The 19,402-nt window shown below is 44.3% G+C and carries 14 protein-coding genes and 4 tRNA genes; 5 read left to right on the plus strand and 13 right to left on the minus strand.

What is annotated here, in order from left to right:
• Position 1: 1 nt before the first annotated feature.
• Complete coding sequence (locus QWZ04_RS09010; RefSeq protein WP_290327148.1) at positions 2–1,093, minus strand: efflux RND transporter periplasmic adaptor subunit; 1,092 nt, start codon at positions 1,091–1,093, stop codon at positions 2–4.
• Between the two features lie 295 nt (positions 1,094–1,388).
• Between QWZ04_RS09010 and QWZ04_RS09015 the strand changes: the two genes are divergently transcribed.
• From QWZ04_RS09015 to QWZ04_RS09030, 4 genes are all read left to right on the plus strand, one after another.
• Positions 1,389–1,473, plus strand: a tRNA-Tyr gene (locus QWZ04_RS09015).
• 98 nt (positions 1,474–1,571) lie between these two features.
• Positions 1,572–1,656, plus strand: a tRNA-Tyr gene (locus QWZ04_RS09020).
• Positions 1,657–1,753: 97 nt separating this feature from the next.
• A tRNA-Tyr gene (locus QWZ04_RS09025) sits at positions 1,754–1,838 on the plus strand.
• A 97-nt stretch (positions 1,839–1,935) separates the two neighbouring features.
• A tRNA-Tyr gene (locus tag QWZ04_RS09030) sits at positions 1,936–2,020 on the plus strand.
• 112 nt (positions 2,021–2,132) lie between these two features.
• On the opposite strand, the gene QWZ04_RS09035 is transcribed toward QWZ04_RS09030, so the two are convergent.
• The 9 genes from QWZ04_RS09035 to QWZ04_RS09075 all read right to left on the minus strand — a co-directional run bounded on the left by QWZ04_RS09035 (position 2,133) and on the right by QWZ04_RS09075 (position 14,899).
• Positions 2,133–3,077, minus strand: coding sequence for a glutathione S-transferase family protein (locus tag QWZ04_RS09035; RefSeq protein WP_290327150.1), 945 nt, complete (start codon positions 3,075–3,077; stop codon positions 2,133–2,135).
• Positions 3,078–3,259: 182 nt separating this feature from the next.
• Positions 3,260–4,132: a GGDEF domain-containing response regulator gene (locus QWZ04_RS09040; RefSeq protein ID WP_290327153.1), complete on the minus strand. Its 873-nt coding sequence runs from the start codon at positions 4,130–4,132 to the stop codon at positions 3,260–3,262.
• Entirely contained in the window at positions 4,132–6,831 is a 2,700-nt protein-coding gene (locus QWZ04_RS09045; protein WP_290327155.1) for a response regulator, read from the minus strand. The genes QWZ04_RS09040 and QWZ04_RS09045 overlap by 1 nt, the downstream gene beginning before the upstream one ends.
• A gap of 4 nt (positions 6,832–6,835) precedes the next feature.
• Entirely contained in the window at positions 6,836–8,854 is a 2,019-nt protein-coding gene (locus QWZ04_RS09050) for a pepsin-like aspartic protease (RefSeq protein ID WP_290327157.1), read from the minus strand.
• A gap of 464 nt (positions 8,855–9,318) precedes the next feature.
• On the minus strand, positions 9,319–10,308 hold the full coding sequence (gene oppF, locus QWZ04_RS09055; RefSeq protein WP_269459947.1) for a murein tripeptide/oligopeptide ABC transporter ATP binding protein OppF: 990 nt from the start codon (positions 10,306–10,308) through the stop codon (positions 9,319–9,321).
• Entirely contained in the window at positions 10,305–11,276 is a 972-nt protein-coding gene (locus tag QWZ04_RS09060) for an ABC transporter ATP-binding protein (protein ID WP_231897879.1), read from the minus strand. The genes oppF and QWZ04_RS09060 overlap by 4 nt, the downstream gene beginning before the upstream one ends.
• 22 nt (positions 11,277–11,298) lie before the next feature.
• Positions 11,299–12,201 (minus strand): oligopeptide ABC transporter permease OppC, encoded by a 903-nt coding sequence (oppC, locus tag QWZ04_RS09065; protein ID WP_290327165.1) that lies wholly within the window; start codon positions 12,199–12,201, stop codon positions 11,299–11,301.
• A 12-nt stretch (positions 12,202–12,213) separates the two neighbouring features.
• Positions 12,214–13,134, minus strand: a complete 921-nt coding sequence (gene oppB, locus QWZ04_RS09070) for an oligopeptide ABC transporter permease OppB (protein WP_290327167.1) — start codon at positions 13,132–13,134, stop codon at positions 12,214–12,216.
• 106 nt (positions 13,135–13,240) lie between these two features.
• Entirely contained in the window at positions 13,241–14,899 is a 1,659-nt protein-coding gene (locus tag QWZ04_RS09075; protein WP_290327169.1) for an ABC transporter substrate-binding protein, read from the minus strand.
• A gap of 686 nt (positions 14,900–15,585) precedes the next feature.
• Between QWZ04_RS09075 and QWZ04_RS09080 the strand changes: the two genes are divergently transcribed.
• Entirely contained in the window at positions 15,586–18,123 is a 2,538-nt protein-coding gene (locus QWZ04_RS09080; RefSeq protein ID WP_290327171.1) for a glycosyl hydrolase family 18 protein, read from the plus strand.
• Positions 18,124–18,223: 100 nt separating this feature from the next.
• Here the strand turns inward: QWZ04_RS09080 and moaE are convergent, their stop codons facing one another.
• From moaE to moaC, 3 genes are read right to left on the minus strand one after another with little or no spacing between them, the layout of a single operon-like run.
• Positions 18,224–18,676, minus strand: a complete 453-nt coding sequence (gene moaE, locus QWZ04_RS09085) for a molybdopterin synthase catalytic subunit MoaE (protein WP_290327173.1) — start codon at positions 18,674–18,676, stop codon at positions 18,224–18,226.
• 1 nt (position 18,677) lies between these two features.
• Complete coding sequence (gene moaD, locus QWZ04_RS09090; protein ID WP_290327176.1) at positions 18,678–18,923, minus strand: molybdopterin synthase sulfur carrier subunit; 246 nt, start codon at positions 18,921–18,923, stop codon at positions 18,678–18,680.
• A complete protein-coding gene (gene moaC, locus QWZ04_RS09095) occupies positions 18,920–19,399 on the minus strand; it encodes a cyclic pyranopterin monophosphate synthase MoaC (RefSeq protein WP_290327389.1) in 480 nt (159 codons plus the stop codon). Before moaC ends, moaD begins: the two co-directional genes overlap by 4 nt.
• Positions 19,400–19,402: the final 3 nt, after the last annotated feature.

Below are 19,402 nucleotides of genomic sequence, written 5' to 3' on the forward strand. Positions count from 1 at the left end.
GTTACCCCTTACTATCAAGAGATTTTGCAGGCTTACCCTGCGTTTCCGCTTGCTCATCTGATGTCAAAATTCGAACCGAGGCCCCATCACGCATATTGACGATACCTTGAGTGACGATGGTTTGGCCTATTTCTAGCCCACTTTCCACCACGACTTCGTTTTCTACTCGAGCGCCCAGGGTGATTTCGGTGCGTTTCGCTTTGTTATCTGCATCGATCACGTACACGTAACGTTTAGTGCCTGAGTATTCTAATGCTTGAACAGGAATGATCGGCGCTTCAATGGCCGGGAAAGCAATATCTACGGCCATGAGCATACCCGGCTTAAGCATTTTGTTTTCATTCATAAAGTGAACACGAACACGTAAGTTCAATGTTTCTTTGTTTACTCGCGAATCAACCCCAACGATTTCACCAGTAAAAATCTGCTGCCATGCTTGGCTTTTTGCGGTCACTTTCATGCCGTTTGATAACATAGACAAATAGCGCTCAGGTACTTGAACGTCTAGCTCCATAAGTTCTAGGTTATCTAAGGTCAGTAATTCAGCTCCCACGCTGACTAACTTACCGCGGCTGAAATCAACAAAGCCTACCGTGCCACTAAATGGCGCTTTAATATGCAGATCATTGAGACCCGCTTGTGCTGAGTCCAAACGCGCTTGCGCGATATCAACCGAAGATTTTTGTCCTTCAATTTCAGTTTGCGTGATAGCGCCACGTTTAAGCAGCCTTTGATATTCAACCAAGATACGCTTCTGATCATCCAAATACGCTTTAGCTTCTGATACCGCTGCTCGTGCTTTGTCATCATTTAACATGACGAGTAATTGGTTCTGTTTAACATCTTGATTCGACTTAACCGATATTTTTTCGATTCTACCCGCCGCTTCAGGGGAAATAATCACAGACTCGCTGGCTTCTAGCTTGCCGATCAGCGAAAGAGACTGAGAAATTTGGTGTTCGGCAACCGTTTGTGCGACAACAGCAATGCTTTGGGCACCTCTAGCGCCGCCTTGCCGGCCTTTTGTATAAGCGTTTGTGCTTAATGAGAGGCATGTAACTAAAGCAATTGTTGTTATTATTTTGTTTTTCATCTGCAATAACCAAGAAATACGAATGGATACTATTCTACCAGTCGATTTCACTTTGAGCGTAAAGGAATGTAAAGGTTAGAAAATAATAGCTTTAAGCGTAATGAAACCGGTCAACTTTAGAGCAAAACGTGCGTTTTTTATCGTTCTTGCCGAAAAAGCCAGCATTCAAACCAAATAACTAAGAAATCACTTTACAGGTTTCCCGTGTTTGATATTATGCGCTCCGCACTTAGCAACCGTGTTGGGAAAACAACCGCTAAGCCTATTTGTTGTAAACGAGTAGGAAAATGCCCCTGGAGGGGTTCCCGAGTGGCCAAAGGGAGCAGACTGTAAATCTGCCGGCTCAGCCTTCGATGGTTCGAATCCGTCCCCCTCCACCATATTTACTTTTGTGTCTTTAACGAGAGGCGAAAGAAACCTTGATTGATGTGTTGGGAAAACCTCATTCAAGCCTATTTTTAGAATAGGAAAACACCCTGGAGGGGTTCCCGAGTGGCCAAAGGGAGCAGACTGTAAATCTGCCGGCTCAGCCTTCGATGGTTCGAATCCGTCCCCCTCCACCATATTGCTTTTGTCTCTTTAACGAGAAATAAAACAAACCTTGATTGATGCGTTGGGAAAACGTCCTTCAAGCCTATTTTTAGAATAGGAAAACACCCTGGAGGGGTTCCCGAGTGGCCAAAGGGAGCAGACTGTAAATCTGCCGGCTCAGCCTTCGATGGTTCGAATCCGTCCCCCTCCACCATATTGCTTTTGTCTCTTTAACGAGAAACGAAAGAAACCTTGATTGATGCGTTGGGAAAACCTCATTCAAGCCTATTTTTAGAATAGGAAAACACCCTGGAGGGGTTCCCGAGTGGCCAAAGGGAGCAGACTGTAAATCTGCCGGCTCAGCCTTCGATGGTTCGAATCCGTCCCCCTCCACCATATTCTTGCTTTAGCATGAAACAAAAAAACCAGCTCATTGAGCTGGTTTTTTTGTATATGGAATAAGGCTAAAGGCTAAAAAATCTGGGTTCAAATAAAACTCTAAATCTAATTATCTGCTACCTCTTCCATGCTCACTTTCTAGATCCAGCATTGGCCCTTTTGGCACAATTTTCGTCGGGTTTATCCCTGCATGACTGAAATAGTAATGACGCTTTATGTGCTCAAAATTGGTCGTTTGCTTTACGCCTTTAACTTGAAACAGTTCTTTTAGGTAGCCTTGAATGTGGCGGTAATCGCTGATCCTTTGTTTATTACACTTGAAATGCCCGACGTAAACCGCATCAAATCTGACCAGAGTGGTAAATAAGCGCCAGTCCGCTTCTGTAATCTGTGCTCCGGCTAAATAACGTGAATGCTCCAAGTGAGCGTCAACTCTGTCTAATGTAGCAAACAATTGCTCATAGGCTTCTTCGTATGCTTCTTGAGTTGTGGCAAACCCACAGCGATAAACGCCATTGTTTATGTTCGGGTAAATTAACTCATTCCAGTATTCAATTTCAGTATGTAAGGCTTCTGGATAATAGTCGTCCGTATTGCCCGTCAGTGAATTAAAGGCACTATTAAACATTCTGATGATTTCAGAGGATTCGTTGCTCACAATGGTATTGTTTTTTTTGTCCCAAAGAATAGGAACAGTAACACGGCCTGTGTAGTCAGCCTTTGCTTTACTGTAGAGTTGATGAGCTCTAGTAAAGCCGAATAAAGGTTCTGGCGAGTCAAACTGCCACCCCTCACTCAGCATGTCTGGGCTTACGATGGACACATCAATGTGCTCGGTCAGGCCTTTTAACTCTCGGAAAATCAAGGTTCGGTGAGCCCAAGGACAAGCCAGTGATACGTATAAGTGGTATCGTCCCGATTCTGCTGGAAACTCAGCGTTAAGATCCGGTGCTATCCACCCACGAAAGCCCGCATCTTCACGAACGAATTTTCCACCGCTTGCTTTTGTGTCATACCAAACGTCGTGCCAAACACCTTCAACTAACTTTCCCATATCGAACTCCACCTAAAAATAGTTAATGGCCATTTCATCGCAAAATGCCTCATCCATTTCTATAGTATAATTTCGTGAGAATTAACCTCCTCTAGCCTCGTTTGTTCAACACCTTCAAGATTTTTGAACGACTAACAAATGATGTTTGCCAAATGCCGCCAATTCAGCTTCTGTACTTTGCGTTAGTCAGCCCAAACGACACAGTTTTTCCCCTGCGCTTTAGCACTGTATAGTGCCTTATCCGCCTGGTGAAACAACGCTGAATCGCTTGATCGTGTATCTGGAATGCATGATGCACCACCAGCACTCATGGTGACTTCGCTTCTCTCTACCACCGCCGTTAAGCAATCAATAATTTGTTCTAACGCTTCTGCTTTATTGGCACCCGGCATCAACACAACAAATTCTTCACCTCCAAAGCGAGAAACTAAATGACCAGGAGCGGTAAAAAACTCCCTTAGTACCTTTGATACTTTTTTCAACAATTCATCACCAGCATCGTGGCCGTGAAGATCATTAAATAACTTGAAGTCATCAATATCAAATACCGCTAATGAAATAAACTGACGCCCTTCTTGGCTGCGCTTCCACTCACTCTTGAGTACTTCATCGTAATGTCGGCGATTAGGCAGTGACGTAAGGTAGTCACGACGAGCCAATTGCTGCAACTTGTTCGTTTGCTCGACCAACTGTAAGTGAGTGCGCACGCGCGCTTTTACAATCCCAAAATGAAAAGGCTTAAAGATGTAGTCTGCCGCTCCATGTATTAACCCTTTTTCTTCGTGATTATAATCCGCTAATGCGGAGATAAAGATAACGGGAATATGGCTAGTTAACGGATTTTGTCGTAACTCACTCAGGGTTTCAAAGCCATCTAAGCCGGGCATTTTCACATCTAGCAATATCAAATCCGGTTGATATTGTTGTGCTTTTCTAAGTGCTTGTTCACCACTCTTTGCTAAGGTTACCTTCGCTTCTTCACTGACTAATTCGCTCAGTATTTTTAAATTGATGACTTCATCATCAACAATCAAGACTCGTTGAACTACTTCCATCACAACTTTCCTCGTACTTGATTTAACACTTGCTTGACGATCATATGAGCACTTTCAAACTCAATTTCTTCTAAGTACTGATCAACAATTTCGAGCTGCTCACGAACCGCGCCTCTTTGTTCCGGATGAGACAAAATCGTCCGCAGCGTCTTTTCAGCGGCGAAGTCTGATTTGTCTAACTGATGAAGAAGCGTAACAAGTTCTTGTTCGAATAGTGGGTCTGAAGACGTATTATTAAGATCACGTTTTTGCTTTTGATAAATTGGCGCTAATTGCTGGATCACAGCATTCAGCATGCTAGATAGAGCATCGGCCTGCTTTTCGGAATCGTTTTGTTCTACGTTTCGTTCTAAATCACTCGCCAATCTAGCCAACCACGGCGCTCCAATATAGGCCGCGTTAGACTTAAGGCTGTGTAATTCATCTTTAAGTTCGTTGATGTCCAGCTCTTGAATCGAAAGCATGAGTGGATTATCACAATACCTGAAGTAGAAGCTCTGAACTAACGAAAGATAAAGCGGTTCTCGTTGATTCAATCTCGCCAGTGCCGATTGCACGTCTAATACATCGGCTTGTTTCAACTCATCGATCTGTTTATCAATGTCGCTACTGTTATCAGAAGCCGTATTCTGAGCAAAGTCTATATCTAGGTGAGTCAGTAGCGTCTGCTGAAGCTGATACTCATCCAGCGGTTTGCTTAGATGACCAGACATACCAATATCCAAACATTCTTGGACGGTCGCTTCAGCAACATGCGCTGTCAGTGCAATGATAGGCATTTTCGCTCGATGGTTTGCTCTGATTTGGCTGGTCGCAGATAGGCCATCCAATTTCGGCATTTGAATGTCCATTAGCACCAAATCGTAGTCCTGTAGCCTCACCTTCTCGACCGCTTCCTCGCCGTTGGTAGCAACATCAACTCGCAATCCATAGTCATCGAGATAACCGAGTGCGACTTGTAAGTTTATCGGATTATCGTCAACGAGTAACACACGATGACCAGCTAACAACTCTTTCATCGGTGGGTGGATATCCAACGAGGGCTGAAACAAGGTAACATGACCAAGTTGAGGAAAAATAGCCGCCGGTGTAATGGGTTTTTCGATGCAGTTAAATAACCCATCAAAGCCATAATCAGAAACGCTATTCAGACCATCAGCCATGACGATTAATTTGTTTGATTTTTGATACTGCTTAAGCACTCTAAGCGTCGATTCCGCATGCTCACCGCGAACACACTCCCAGTCGATCACTATGCGATCAAACGGCTGCCCTAGGCTAAATGCCTCACGAGCACGAGCTAACCCTTGCCCAGAAAATTGCACATGCTCAACGTCAAAACCGGCAGAAGAGAGCATTTTCACATTCGACGCCGCACTATAAACACTTGGATCGACTAATAGGACTCGGCTATTTTTCTCAACCACCACATCGTTAATCAAGCTCTCTGGTTCGGCAATTTCTACAGGAATACGAACACTGAAACGACTACCTTGATTAACTTTGCTATCAACATTTATTGAGCCACCCATCAATTCTGACAGTTTTTTGCAAATAGATAAGCCTAGGCCAGTGCCTCCATAACGGCGTGTAATAGAACTGTCCGCCTGCGTAAAGGAGCTAAACAAGTGTGCTTGTTGCTCTTCAGAAACACCAATACCGGTATCCGTCACGCTGAATTCTAGTGTGCCCTTTCCTTTGCCTCTTGGACGAAACTCAACATTCAGCGTCACCGCGCCTTTATGAGTAAATTTCACCGCATTACTGAGTAAGTTAATGGCTATTTGCTGGATTCTAAGCGGATCGCCTTTCAGCTTTCTTGGCATCATAGGGTCAATAAAGCACGTCAGTTCAAGTTGTTTCTCGGTTGCTTTAAACCCATTAAGGTTTAGCGCCTGCTTCATGATGGTTTCTGGATTAAAATCAACAGACTCAGGTTCTAACTTGTCTGCGTCCATTTTTGAGAAATCGAGAATATCGTTTACGAGCCCTATCAGTATGTTGCCAGAGTCCAAGATCTTGTTTACGTAGTCTTGCTGTACATCATCTAACTGAGATTTTTTTAGCAAATTACTGAGGCCTAGCATGGCATTGATAGGTGTTCTGATCTCGTGACTAATACGTGAAACAAACGAGGATTTTGCTTCTAAAGCCGTTTCAAGATCATGAGTAATCGATTCAAGCTCCTGAGTACGTGCTTTTACCTTTTCGTCCAATTCACTATTAATGCTTTCTAAAGCTTGAGAGTATTCCTGCAGCTTTATGTTAGCGTCTAGCGCCATTTGCTCCGCTTCTTTAATTTTCGAAATATCACGAGCCACACCGCAGACAAAAAGCGGTGTGTCATCGGTGTCAAAAATGGGAACAAACAAGGTATCGACGAATATAGGCTGGTCATCTTTGACTGCAAACTGTTCAAAAGAGACTGGGGAGCGAACGGTAATGGCTTGACGGTATGTCGCGTAAAGCCCTTCGACAATGTCGTCATCCCAGGTTTCACGAATGTTATAGCGATGGATAGGCTGATCGGCATCCATCCCCATCACGGCCCTAGATGCTGGGTTATTATCATAGAGCGTAAACTCCCCATCAGGTTCAACGGCCATAATAAACATCAGGTCAGCAGAGTACCTCCAGAGCTTAGAAAAGCACTCATGCACCACATTATCATGTTCTTCTTGATCAAAGTTTTGTCTCATAAAATTAACCTTTTGAAGAATATGTTCGTGTAAAGAATAATTGCTGAGCGTTCGCTTGCATGTAACTATCTTCGACACTAGTGCCATGGGCCGTCCACAAGTTCACGATGAGTGCGTCTACCTCTAGATCTAAATAACCACTGATCGAGATAGGCCATTCATCAAGCCCCTTACCTGCAACACTCAAACTGCGACGTTTGATATCAACACCAGACAAAGGAGCTAAAGTATCAGCGAACCCTTTCAATGTTGTTGTCTTGCCATGCTGTTCGAATTGTATGTTGATCAACCCTTGTTGCTCATCAACGACGGAACAACGAAGAACTGACTCATTTTGTTCATCCCACCAATCACCATTAAATGGAGAGCTTACTGAGCCACTTTTATTGAACAATCTTGATAGCAATTCATCATCTTGTTGCTTTTCAACTGAGCTGCATTTTTTAAACGCCAACTTATCGAGAAAATCTCCAACCTGAGCGCCTCCATAATGGTTGGTCGCTACCAATGAATTGATCACCGACAGCTGTGTATCATCCACCATTTGCCCACAATAAGTGGACATCCAGCGCCAACTGTCATTCGGCTCTGCACCCACGTCATGAGCACGCCATGTTATAGCCAATGCTACTGCCTGCCCTTCAGTTTGAGTGGGATTCTGTGCTGCACTCCAACCATAGACATAATAACAACCAGAAGCACCAGTGGTCGATGAGTAGGATCCCCATACTTCGCCGCTAGCCTGAGTTAATAAGTCCATTTGCGAGCCATAGCTATTTTCCCATCGGCCAGTAAGTTTAAAGTCACTGGAGAAATCTTTTAAGTAGATCGCTGGTGGTTTCGTTTGGCGGGTTTTAATAATGTTCGGACCGTCTGGCTTATTGAACAACCACATACCTACGGGTTCGAGTTCGCGAGCCTCATTTACCCTGTACTGATAAACGGTGTATAAACTGTCCATCAAAACAGAACCCACTAAAGTTAACGCATCCAACCCTTGCATCGGCTGAAATTGAGGCACGATTTTGCCTTCTAATTCACCATGCTCAATCTTCACATCATATAGATCTTTCGGTATTTCGATTTCCCCCGCGAGAGAGCATGCATTACCTGGGAAGTTAATAGATAATGGCTTACCATAAAGACCAGCCTGCTGGTACGCCGAAAACATAGTGTCTGGATCGCCTTTAAATTGGGAAGATCCTGTATCCAAGCAAAACCACTGCTTTGCGTTGTCATTAGCCTCACACAAAACGTCATCGCCCATCTTCATGCTCGACATCGGCGTCGTCCAGATATAATACAAAGACTCAACCGCAGTATTAGCAGCATAGCGATCCCACGGAAGAAACAAATACTCTCTGCTATCCGCATAATCTGGATTCAGAGCACCAAATGTTACCTCTCCTTGTTTGGAGTCAGGATCGGTACTAAAACCGACATAAGGCGCATCAGCACAAATAACGTTTTGAGCAAGCAAGGACTCCATAAAATGAAAACTTGCTTCACTGTGGCATTGATGATGACCTCTCAGAGCACTCTTAGGAGTATCCGTCTTCAATGGGATATGAGAATAACTCGGAAGGCCAATACCACCGTCCCAATTCAATTCGTCAAATTGACTGCCTTCATATTCACTAGATAGGTATAAATCAGATTTAAGAGTGATATTGTCGTGTGTCGACAACGCCAGAATATCTTCGCCACTGGAAACCTTCATTTCCCCCCAAGGACCAAAATCTACGGTCATTGGAGTCCGGCTAACCCATTCAAAACTGCGTGACGCTTTGTAGTTAAATTCGCTTCCACCAAAGTGATGACATGTCTCAGGACCACATAAAGTCGAAGTCACCCAATTGAAGTTACTCCCCGTATCAAAAGAAAACTTTAATGCCTGATTCGGAGTACCGACTCCCACAATCGCATACCAGGGTGATGCACCATTGTTTTGAAATGGACCTTTTTGAAGAGGTAAGGTGAGTCCATGACTACGTCCATCAACGACCTGATTAGTGTTATCCATTCTTTAACCCTTATGTGATTCTTTCACTTTGAAGTGAAAATCTAAACTCAGCTAGGATCTGAGCGTCACCTGTTTATACAACTCATACAATCTATCCATCCATACTATTGACATATCAAACAATATCCATAGTAGTTAGGCATTATTTTGACGCTAAATTAGTAATATCTAATGACCTTCACGTTTTTTAGACATTAAATTCCACGATTTCCCAAATCAACATGTATTTCCATAGTCGTACCAATACCTCTCATATTGTGAGTACTAACTAACAGCTAAACTTTATTGATCACGATAAATAAAGCGAGCGACGGTTTAACGGGATTAGAGATAGAGATAGAGATAGAGATAGAGATAAGTTAAACGTTTTTTAAAATTAGGGGGTAAGTAACCTAACTCTAGAACGAGGACACAAAAAAAGCGCAGCCCTTACGGAACTGCGCTTGAGCCTGTCACAGGCTGAATTAATCGACCATCAAACAAGAAACGGCGTGAACGTCATCGCCTTTGATTTGCGGTTTTTGTTGTGCACACAACTCTGTTGCTTGAGGACAACGGGTACGGAACACACAACCTGATGGTGGATTCATTGGCGAAGGTAAATCACCTTCAAGCATTTCAATTTTTTTCTTACGCTCTAGCTCTGGGTCAGGAATTGGAACCGCTGACATCAGTGCACGAGTGTATGGGTGCTTAGGATTATCAAACAGGGCCTTAGATTCACCCAGCTCAACAGCATTACCTAAGTACATAACCAGTACGCGGTCTGAAATGTGTTTCACCACTGACAAATCGTGAGCAATGAAAACTAAGCTTAGATTCATCTCTTTTTGTATCTCTTGCAACAGGTTAACAACCTGAGCTTGAATAGACACATCCAGAGCCGATACTGGCTCATCACAAATGATCATCTTAGGCTTAAGAATAAGCGCACGTGCAATACCGATACGCTGACACTGACCACCAGAGAATTCATGTGGGTAACGGTTGATAACGTTAGGCAGTAAGCCTACCTTCATCATCATCTCTTTCACACGATCTTTCACGTCTTGCTTGGAAACTTCAGGGTAGAAGGTTTCCAACGGCTCAGCGATGATGTCTCCGATCGTCATTCGCGGGTTAAGCGATGCCAATGGATCTTGGAAAATCATTTGAATCTCTTTACGAGTTTCACGGCGCTGCACTTCCTGCATTTTAGTCAAGTCTTGACCCATCCAAACGACATCGCCGTCTGTCGCGTCCACTAAACCAACAATTGCTCGTGCAAAGGTAGATTTACCACAGCCAGATTCACCCACCACACCTAATGTTTCGCCTTCGTAAAGGTGAACATTAACGCCATCAACCGCTTTCAATGCCGTTGGTTTAGCCCATGGCCAAGCCGACTTAGAGGCAATGTTGAAGTGAACTTTCAGGTTTTTTATATCAAGGATTAATTTCTTTGCTTCACTCATTTTGTCCAAGTCTCCCAGTCAGAAAAACAAGCGCGTTGACGTCCTTCACCAAATGGCAATAGGATTGGCGCTTCAGTCTTACAACGATCCGTCACACGATGGCAGCGCTCTTGATAAGGGCAACCTGGTGGTAAGCGAAGTAAGTTTGGTGGGTTGCCTGGAATGGTAGGCAAAATATCCCCTTCCGTATCCAAACGTGGAATCGCTTTTAATAGCCCTTCTGCGTACGGATGCGTTGGTTCGTAGAAAATCTCGTTTACTGTGCCATATTCCATTGTACGACCTGCGTACATCACAAGCACTTTGTCACATGAACCCGCCACAACACCAAGGTCGTGGGTGATCATAATGATGGCGGTGTTGAACTCTTTTTTCAGGTCGTTCAGTAGGTCCATGATCTGCGCTTGAACCGTTACATCTAGTGCAGTTGTTGGCTCATCGGCAATCAATAGCTTTGGTCGACATAATAGCGCCATTGCGATCATTACACGTTGACGCATACCGCCAGAAAATTCATGCGGATACATAGTAATACGTTTACGCGCTTCTGGGATTTTAACCGCATCGAGCATACGTACTGATTCTTCAAATGCTTCAGCTCGACCCATGCCTTTGTGCAGCATCAACACTTCCATAAGCTGATCACTTACTTTCATGTATGGGTTAAGTGACGTCATTGGATCTTGGAAGATCATGGCGATCTGTTCTGCTCGAACTTTATTCAGTTCTTTTTCTGGCAGATTCAGTATTTCATTGCCTTCAAACTTTGCGCTACCTGAGATGATACCGTTCTTGGCAAGCAGACCCATTAAGGCAAACACAGTTTGTGATTTACCAGAACCAGACTCACCAACGATACCTAAGGTTTCGCCTTGATTAAGAGAGAAGTTTAAATCGTTAACTGCGGTTACGATTCCGTCTTGCGTGGTAAATTCAACACGCAGATCTTTGACATCTAATAAGCTCATATTGCTTTCCTTCTTATTCTAGTTATCTGTCTTTTGGATCAAGTGCGTCACGAAGACCATCACCGACATAGTTAAAGCAGAACAGGGTCACGACCATGAAAGCTGCAGGGAATGCCAGTTGCCAAATTGCAACTTCCATTGTTTGCGAACCTTCTTGAAGCAATGCGCCCCAGCTAGTCATTGGCTCTTGTACACCAAGACCAAGGAAAGAAAGGAATGACTCGGTCAGAATCATAGATGGAATCAGTAATGTTGAGTAAACCGCAACAATACCTAATACGTTTGGTACGATATGGCGAGTGATGATTTTCCACTTGCTCACACCACATACGTGTGCCGCTTCGATGAATTCTTTACTGCGTAAGCTCAGAGTCTGACCACGTACGATACGCGCCATATCAAGCCATGCAATCGCACCGATAGCAACAAAGATAAGCACGATGTTACGACCAAAGAATGTCACCAATACGATAACCAAGAACATGAATGGTACGGCGTATAGGATTTCTAGGATACGCATCATGATACGGTCGGTACGGCCACCAATAAAACCTGACGCGGCGCCATAAAGCGTACCAATAACAACTGCAACCAACGCACCAAGTACACCCACCATCAATGAGATTCGGCCACCGATAAGAGTACGGACATATAAGTCTCGACCTAAGCTATCGGTACCAAACCAGTGATCAGCGTTCGGACCTACGTGCATCGCATACCAGTCGGTATTATCGTAAGTGTAAGGGGCAATCATTGGCAAAAATACGACTGCCAAAGTTAAAACCGCTAAGATTGCCAGGCTCACCATTGCCGCTTTATTACGCATAAAACGGATACGAGCGTCCTGCCATAAACTACGACCTTCAATTTCTAAGTTCTCAGAGAACTTTTCGATCGCATCTAAATTTTCTTTTTTCGTCAGCATGAGAGTCCGTCCCTAGTAGCGAATTTTCGGGTCAATTACAGCCAGTAATATATCAACGATTGCGTTGAATACGATGAACAAGAAACCAATCAAAATGGTGACTGCCATTACTAGTGAATAATCACGGTTGAATGCCGCATTTACGAATAGCTTACCGATACCCGGCAGGCCAAAAATAGTTTCGATAACTACCGAACCTGTGATGATACCTACGAAAGCAGGCCCCATGTAAGAAACAACAGGCAACAATGCAGGGCGAAGTGCATGTTTCAGAATGATATAACGGTAGCTAAGACCTTTTGCACGAGCAGTACGAATGAAGTTACTGTTTAACGTTTCGATCATCGAGCCACGAGTAATACGGGCGAACGTTGCAACGTACAGCATCGACATAGCGAGAACCGGTAATACCATGTATTGCCAGGACCCTCCGTACCAACCACCAGCGGGAAGCCAATCAAGCTTAATTGCAAAAATGTACATCAAGGTAGGTGCAATTACGAAGGAAGGCATGACCACACCGATCATTGCGGTGGCCATAACGCCATAGTCAACCCACGTGTTTTGCCGCAGAGCCGCAAAGGTACCGACCGATACACCCAGAATTACAGTGAAAATAAACGCGACAGCACCCACTTTAGCCGATACAGGCAAAGCAACCGCAATGAGTTCATTTACCGTGTAATCTAGATATTTGAAAGACGGACCGAAGTCACCTTGCAAAATGTTGGTTAAGTAAGTGGTGTATTGTTCAAATACAGGTTTATCAAGGCCGTATTTCGCCTCAATGTTTGCCAATACTTGTGGCGGTAAAGGACGTTCGCTCGAGAAAGGGTTTCCCGGTGCAAAACGCATTAGAAAGAACGATACTGTGATAAGCACCAACATTGTTGGAATGGCTTCAAATATCCGTTTCATGATGAATTTAAACATAAACTCACTCTTCCAGTCTGTGACAATTAAAATCAGAAAGACGCTACATGTGCTTATAAAGCACATGCAGTGTCTGAGTTACTTATAGTTTTTTTAGCGTCAGTTTTTACTGAGCTTTGATGTATAGATCTTTGGAGTAAATCTTGTCTTCCGCATTGTTAACAGGGAAACCGCCAACTTGAGGAGAAACTAGACGAGATTTAACATATTGGTAGATAGGTGCAATTGGCATGTCTTTAGCAAGTAGAGCTTCAGCTTCAAGGTAAAGCTTAGTACGCTCTTCTTCAGACGTTGAGTTCAATGCTTTATCAATGATTGCATCGTACTCAGCACTGTCGTAGTGGATACCGCCAGTTGTGTTATTGCTTACCATTAGAGTCAGGAATGAAGATGCTTCGTTGTAGTCACCACACCAGCCGGCACGTGCTACTTCGAAATCACCTTGGTCTTTAGACGCTAGGTATGTTTTCCACTCTTGGTTTTCTAGAGTAACTTCTAGACCTAGAGTCTTCTTCCACATTGAACCCAATGCTACTGCAATCTTCTTATGGTTCTCAGAAGTATTGTAAAGTAGAGAGAATTTCAGTGGGTTGTCAGTGCCAAAGCCAGCTTCTGTTAGCAGTTTAGCTGCTTCTGTATCACGCTCAGCTTGAGTCATCTTGCCGTAAGCAGGTGCTTCTGGGCTGAATCCAGCTGTGATTTCAGGAGTAAGGAAGTAAGCAGGTTTTTGGCCTTGACCTAAGATAGCATCAGACACGATGTTACGGTCGATTGCGTAAGAAATTGCTTTACGTACGCGAACATCATCAAACGGCTTTTTCTTCGTGTTGAAGATGTAGTAGTAAGTACACAAGTTACCTTGAATTGAAAGAGACTCTGGGTTTTCTTTCTTCAGACGCTTGAAGTGCTCAGTTGGCAGTTCGTTTGTGAAGTCGATTTCGCCAGACAAGAAACGGTTCATTTCCGTTACTTGGTTTTCAATTGGAAGGAACGTAACTTGGTTAAGAGTCGTGTTCGCGTTATCCCAGTACTGATCATTACGCTTAACAACTAGGCGCTCGTTCACTACCCACTTGTCTACTACGTATGCGCCATTACCAACGAAGTTTTCAGGCTTCGTCCACTGGTCGCCAAATTTCTCTACTGTCGCTTTATGTACAGGCTTCACTGTTGTGTGACCCATCATCATTACGAAGTAAGGAACCGCTGCGTCAAGTTGAACTTCTAGCGTGTTTGCATCAATCGCTTTAACACCTAGAGTATTTTTGTCTTTCTTTCCAGCAATGATGTCTTTTGCGTTCGTCATCTTGGTGTATTCCATGTACCAAGAATATGGAGAAGCAGTCGCTGGATCAACGGCACGTTGGAAGCTGTATACGAAATCTTCCGCAGTGACAGGATCGCCGTTAGACCATTTAGCATCTTTACGTAGGTGGAAAGTGAATGTTTTGTTGTCTGTTGTTTCCCAGCTCTCAGCAACACCAGGGATAGTATTACCTTCGCCATCTTGGTTAACTAGACCTTCAAGAAGGTCACGGATAACGTGAGATTCTGGAACACCTTGAGATTTGTGCGGGTCAATGGTTGCTACTTCAGTACCATTACCACGAACCAATTCCTGAACTGCTGCCAGTTTTGATTCGCTAGATTCTACTTTTGCTGCTGGTTGCGCTGCTTGTTCTTCTGGCTTATCGCCACAACCTACAAGAGCAAGAGAAAGGCCCGTACCTACTAATAGCGCACGAGTAATTTTATTTTTATACATGCAGAAACTCCAAGTTTTATTTATTTGCATCCATGACGTCTTCATAAATACCTGAACGGCAGGTATTTTTAGAAAAAATCGCATGAAATTAGCATAAATTTCACACAACGTTTCTCAAAACACTATGAAGATTGGGCAACAATCTATCAATCATTGGGGTAATTTGCCATAAAAATGTATTAAAAAGTCGGATAATATTGACAAGATCCGTATTTATTAGCGAATTATTCCAGGAATAATTGAAATTGCAGTCATAACCTATCAACATTGACCATAAAGCCATTTTTTATGTGCCGTTTGTTCTGACAACAAACTAATACTCGATAGATTATTCTAACCCTAAACAAAAACGTAACATTTAATAAACTCTTAGTCGAACTAAACCCCCCATTACTCCTGTTTAAGTAACACATTTTGTGAGCATTATCACTGCGCGCACTTGCATAGACTACTTTTCGTACAGCCGCTTCACAATTATGTCAATTTTTATAAAAAACCGAGTGATCGTACTTTTATCTGCAACTTCACACTTTTTTTCGTGGCTTTCTTTTAGCTCAGTGCAAAAGTGGCTCACCAATTTTGCGTTACCCTAGTCCATTTACAACACTGTCGTCGATGCCTATTCATGGGCAGCACTGCACCCAATTTAGAAAGTGCAGTTCCATTCAAGGAACGAGAGAAACCAAATGAATCGTTTAAGCATATGTGCAATCGGAGTTAGCTTATCACTCTCGGGAGCAGCCAATGCAGCACCCGCGATCCCCACAATAGATTTGTATGGGTCGAATAACTTACAGTACTCAAAAATTGAATTAGCCATGGAATCAACCGCTGGGTATAACCAGATGGTGACTTACCATGACCAAGCGCCAATCGCGATAAAATTTAACCAATGGAGTGGTACGACTGGCGATACTTACAATATTTACTTTGATAACGTCAACGTCGCATCCGGCCCAATAACGGGCTCCCAAACTACCGCTTCTTTTGGCTACCCAACGGGAGGTTTATATCAAGTTGTGATCGAAGCATGTGACGCCACGGGATGTAGCCAAAGTGCTCCAGAAGAAATTTCCATCGCCGACACAGACGGCGCTCACCTTAAGCCTTTGGTGATGAATGTCGATCCTAACAACAAGTCTTTCACCACACCGGCTAATACTGTTGTAGGCACTTACTTTGTGGAATGGGGTATCTACGGCCGTGACTACACCGTCGACAACATCCCCGCCGATAACCTAACCCACATTTTGTACGGTTTCATCCCAATTTGTGGCCCAAATGAGTCGGTCAAATCGGTAGGGGGAAATAGCTATAACGCACTGAAAACAGCGTGTCAGGGTGTCAACGATTTTGAAGTTGTTATTCATGACCCTTGGGCAGCATTCCAAAAAAGCTTCCCGCAAGCAGGGCATGAACATGGCTCAACGATCAAAGGTAACTACGCGATGCTCATGGGGCTTAAGAAAGCCTACCCAGATCTAAAAATTATCCCATCGATTGGCGGCTGGACCCTTTCCGACCCATTTTTCAGCTTTACCGATAAAGTGAACCGAGACACGTTTGTTGCCTCAGTGAAACGATTTCTTACCACATGGAAGTTCTATGACGGAGTCGATATCGATTGGGAATTCCCAGGAGGAGGCGGTGAAAATGCTAACCTAGGTGACCCACTCAAAGACGGGCCTGCTTATATTGCTCTAATGCAAGAACTAAGAGCTATGCTAGACCAACTGAGTGCGGAAACAGGCCGTACCTACGAGCTGACTTCGGCCATTGGCGTAGGCTATGACAAATTGGAAGACGTCGACTTTGCGCAAGCAGCCCAGCATATGGACTATATTTTCGCGATGTCTTACGACTTCTATGGTGGTTGGAATAACGTTCCTGGCCACCAAACAGCACTTAATTGCGGTAACTTCATGGCTCCAGGCCAATGTGATGGCAGCGGCGTTGATGACGACGGCGTTCCGTTTAAAGGGCCTGCTTATACAACCCGTAACGCAATTGACCTTTTGCTCGCGCAAGGTGTACCAGCGAATAAACTCGTCGTTGGTACTGCCATGTACGGCCGCGGTTGGGATGGCGTCATGCCTTCTAGCTTAACCGACCCTACCGATCCAATGACAGGCGTTGGTAATGGCAAACTTTCAGGTTCTAGTGCTGAAGGCATTTGGGAAGCTGGCGTAATCGACTACAAAGGCATTAAAGCCAATATGCTCGGTGCAAACAACCAAGGCATTAATGGTTATGAATACGGCTACGATGCAGCCGCCGAAGCCCCTTACGTTTGGAACCGCACCAATGGCAAGCTTATTTCCTTTGATGATGAGCGCTCTGTTAAAGCGAAGGGGGCATATGTACGTAGCCTTGGCCTAGCGGGTCTATTCTCATGGGAAATTGACGCCGATAATGGCGATATTCTTAATGCCATGCAAGAAGGGTTAGCCACGGGTACACCAGCCAACAAAGCGCCTACATCGGCTGCCGGTGTAGACCAAGCAGTTACTGGCCCGGCAACGGTTACCCTTGATGGTTCAGCCTCTACTGACTCTGACGGCACCATTGCGACCTACCTGTGGGAGCAAACGGCAGGAACAGCCGTTGTGTTGACCAATGCGAATGCGGCAGTTGCTTCTTTTCAAGCAGCAGAAGTTACGCAAGTCGAAATGTACACCTTTAAGCTCACTGTTACTGATAACAAAGGTGCGGTAGCGGCTGACTTAGTACAAATTACAATAAACCCGGCCAACGTTAACCCAGTCAATACGCCACCTGTCGCGCTAGTTTCCGCTCCGGCAACGGCCAATGCTGGCGATATCATTACTGTTGATGCTAGCGCGTCTAGCGATGCAGACAACGACACATTAACCTTCAACTGGGCCGTACCTGCTGGTGTAAACGCCAACATTCAAGGCGCTATTCTGTCTTTCACTGCAGCCGAATATACGCAGAATACTCCGTTGGTATTCTCTGTTACGGTAAGTGATGGCAAAGAAAGCAGTGTTGCGAGTGCGACTGTCACGATAAGCAAAGTAGCAACCAACCCTGACTTATGTCTTAATCTTTGGGACTCTGCCGCAGTTTATAATACCGGCGACATAGTTTCATGGACAGGTAAAGAATGGACAGCCCAATGGTGGACTCAAGGTCAAGATCCTAGCCAATCTGGCCAATGGGGAGTCTGGAAAGAAGTGGGAGCGGCGAGCTGCTTGACTAATTAAAGGTGAAGTACGAAGTACTAAAAGCTAAGTGCTAAGTGCTAAAACAAAAAAAAGGATGCTGATTTGGCATCCTTTTCTTCATATTAGCTTTCTAGTTAAGCTATTTATTCCAACGAGACGCCGCTTTTGCATCAGAGTCTCGGGATTCAACCCAACGTTCATTTTCTGTGGTACGTTCTTTTTTCCAAAATGGTGCTTTGGTTTTAAGATAGTCCATCACAAACTCGCACGCTTCAAACGCCGCTTGTCGGTGCGCACTTGAAACACCAACAAATACAATTTGATCGCCGATATCAAGATCGCCAACGCGGTGGATGACTCGCATTCGTCCGATTGGCCAACGATTTTCCGCTTCCACACATATCTCTTGTAATGCTTTTTCTGTCATTCCAGGATAGTGTTCTAACGACAAACCGATGACATTGTCACCCAAGTTCATGTCTCGTACTTTACCAATAAAAGTAACAACTGCGCCTGCTGAAGTGCCTTCCGACAAATACGCGTATTCGTCAGCAACACTGAAATCATTAAATTGAACCGCTACTTGCTCCATCTTACCCCCCTGTTACCGGAGGAAAGAATGCCACTTCGTCGCCAGATTGTATTGCGCTGTCTAATGGCGATAAAGTTTGGTTAATCGCAACCAATGTTTTGCCCGCTTCTAAAGCAAGCTCCCACTTATCACCCTTAGTTGCTAGATGTGCTCGAAGTGCTTCAGCGGTTGTAAAACCAGCTTCAACTTCCAAACAGTCTGTATTAACTAATTCACGAGTTTGAGCAAAGAAAAGAACTTTAATCATGATTCAACCTTAAAGTGACCTGACTTACCGCCCGTCTTTTCTAGCAAACGAACTTGTTCAATAACCATGTCTTTTTGTACCGCTTTACACATATCGTAAATGGTCAACGCGGCAACGGAGGCTGCCGTCAGCGCTTCCATTTCAACACCGGTTTTACCCGCAAGCTTACAGACAGACTCGATACGCACTTTATTTTCCGCAGAAATGGCTTCCAGTTGAACTTCAACCTTGGTCAGTAACAACGGGTGACAAAGTGGAATCAAATCCCAAGTTTTCTTTGCAGCCTGAATACCAGCAATGCGAGCGGTCGCAAATACATCACCTTTATGGTGTGAGCCAGAGACGATCAGTTCTAGTGTTTCTGGCGCCATGTGAACAAAGGCTTCCGCTCTTGCTTCGCGCACCGTTTCCGCTTTCGCAGACACATCAACCATGTTAGCTTCGCCAGAGGCATTAATGTGCGTAAATTGAGTCATCAT

The sequence above is a fragment of the Vibrio tapetis subsp. quintayensis genome, assembly GCF_030409945.1.
Lineage (GTDB): Bacteria > Pseudomonadota > Gammaproteobacteria > Enterobacterales > Vibrionaceae > Vibrio > Vibrio quintayensis.

Excerpts from the sequence above, each read along its gene's own strand:
- QWZ04_RS09010 (WP_290327148.1), bottom strand. The coding sequence starts at position 1,093 with ATGAAAAACAAAATAATAACAACAATTGCTTTAGTTACATGCCTCTCA.
- QWZ04_RS09035 (WP_290327150.1), bottom strand. The coding sequence starts at position 3,077 with ATGGGAAAGTTAGTTGAAGGTGTTTGGCACGACGTTTGGTATGACACA.
- QWZ04_RS09040 (WP_290327153.1), bottom strand. The coding sequence starts at position 4,132 with ATGGAAGTAGTTCAACGAGTCTTGATTGTTGATGATGAAGTCATCAAT.
- QWZ04_RS09045 (WP_290327155.1), bottom strand. The coding sequence starts at position 6,831 with ATGAGACAAAACTTTGATCAAGAAGAACATGATAATGTGGTGCATGAG.
- QWZ04_RS09050 (WP_290327157.1), bottom strand. The coding sequence starts at position 8,854 with ATGGATAACACTAATCAGGTCGTTGATGGACGTAGTCATGGACTCACC.
- oppF (WP_269459947.1), bottom strand. The coding sequence starts at position 10,308 with ATGAGTGAAGCAAAGAAATTAATCCTTGATATAAAAAACCTGAAAGTT.
- QWZ04_RS09060 (WP_231897879.1), bottom strand. The coding sequence starts at position 11,276 with ATGAGCTTATTAGATGTCAAAGATCTGCGTGTTGAATTTACCACGCAA.
- oppC (WP_290327165.1), bottom strand. The coding sequence starts at position 12,201 with ATGCTGACGAAAAAAGAAAATTTAGATGCGATCGAAAAGTTCTCTGAG.
- oppB (WP_290327167.1), bottom strand. The coding sequence starts at position 13,134 with ATGTTTAAATTCATCATGAAACGGATATTTGAAGCCATTCCAACAATG.
- QWZ04_RS09075 (WP_290327169.1), bottom strand. The coding sequence starts at position 14,899 with ATGTATAAAAATAAAATTACTCGTGCGCTATTAGTAGGTACGGGCCTT.
- QWZ04_RS09080 (WP_290327171.1), top strand. The coding sequence starts at position 15,586 with ATGAATCGTTTAAGCATATGTGCAATCGGAGTTAGCTTATCACTCTCG.
- moaE (WP_290327173.1), bottom strand. The coding sequence starts at position 18,676 with ATGGAGCAAGTAGCGGTTCAATTTAATGATTTCAGTGTTGCTGACGAA.
- moaD (WP_290327176.1), bottom strand. The coding sequence starts at position 18,923 with ATGATTAAAGTTCTTTTCTTTGCTCAAACTCGTGAATTAGTTAATACA.
- moaC (WP_290327389.1), bottom strand. The coding sequence starts at position 19,399 with ATGACTCAATTTACGCACATTAATGCCTCTGGCGAAGCTAACATGGTT.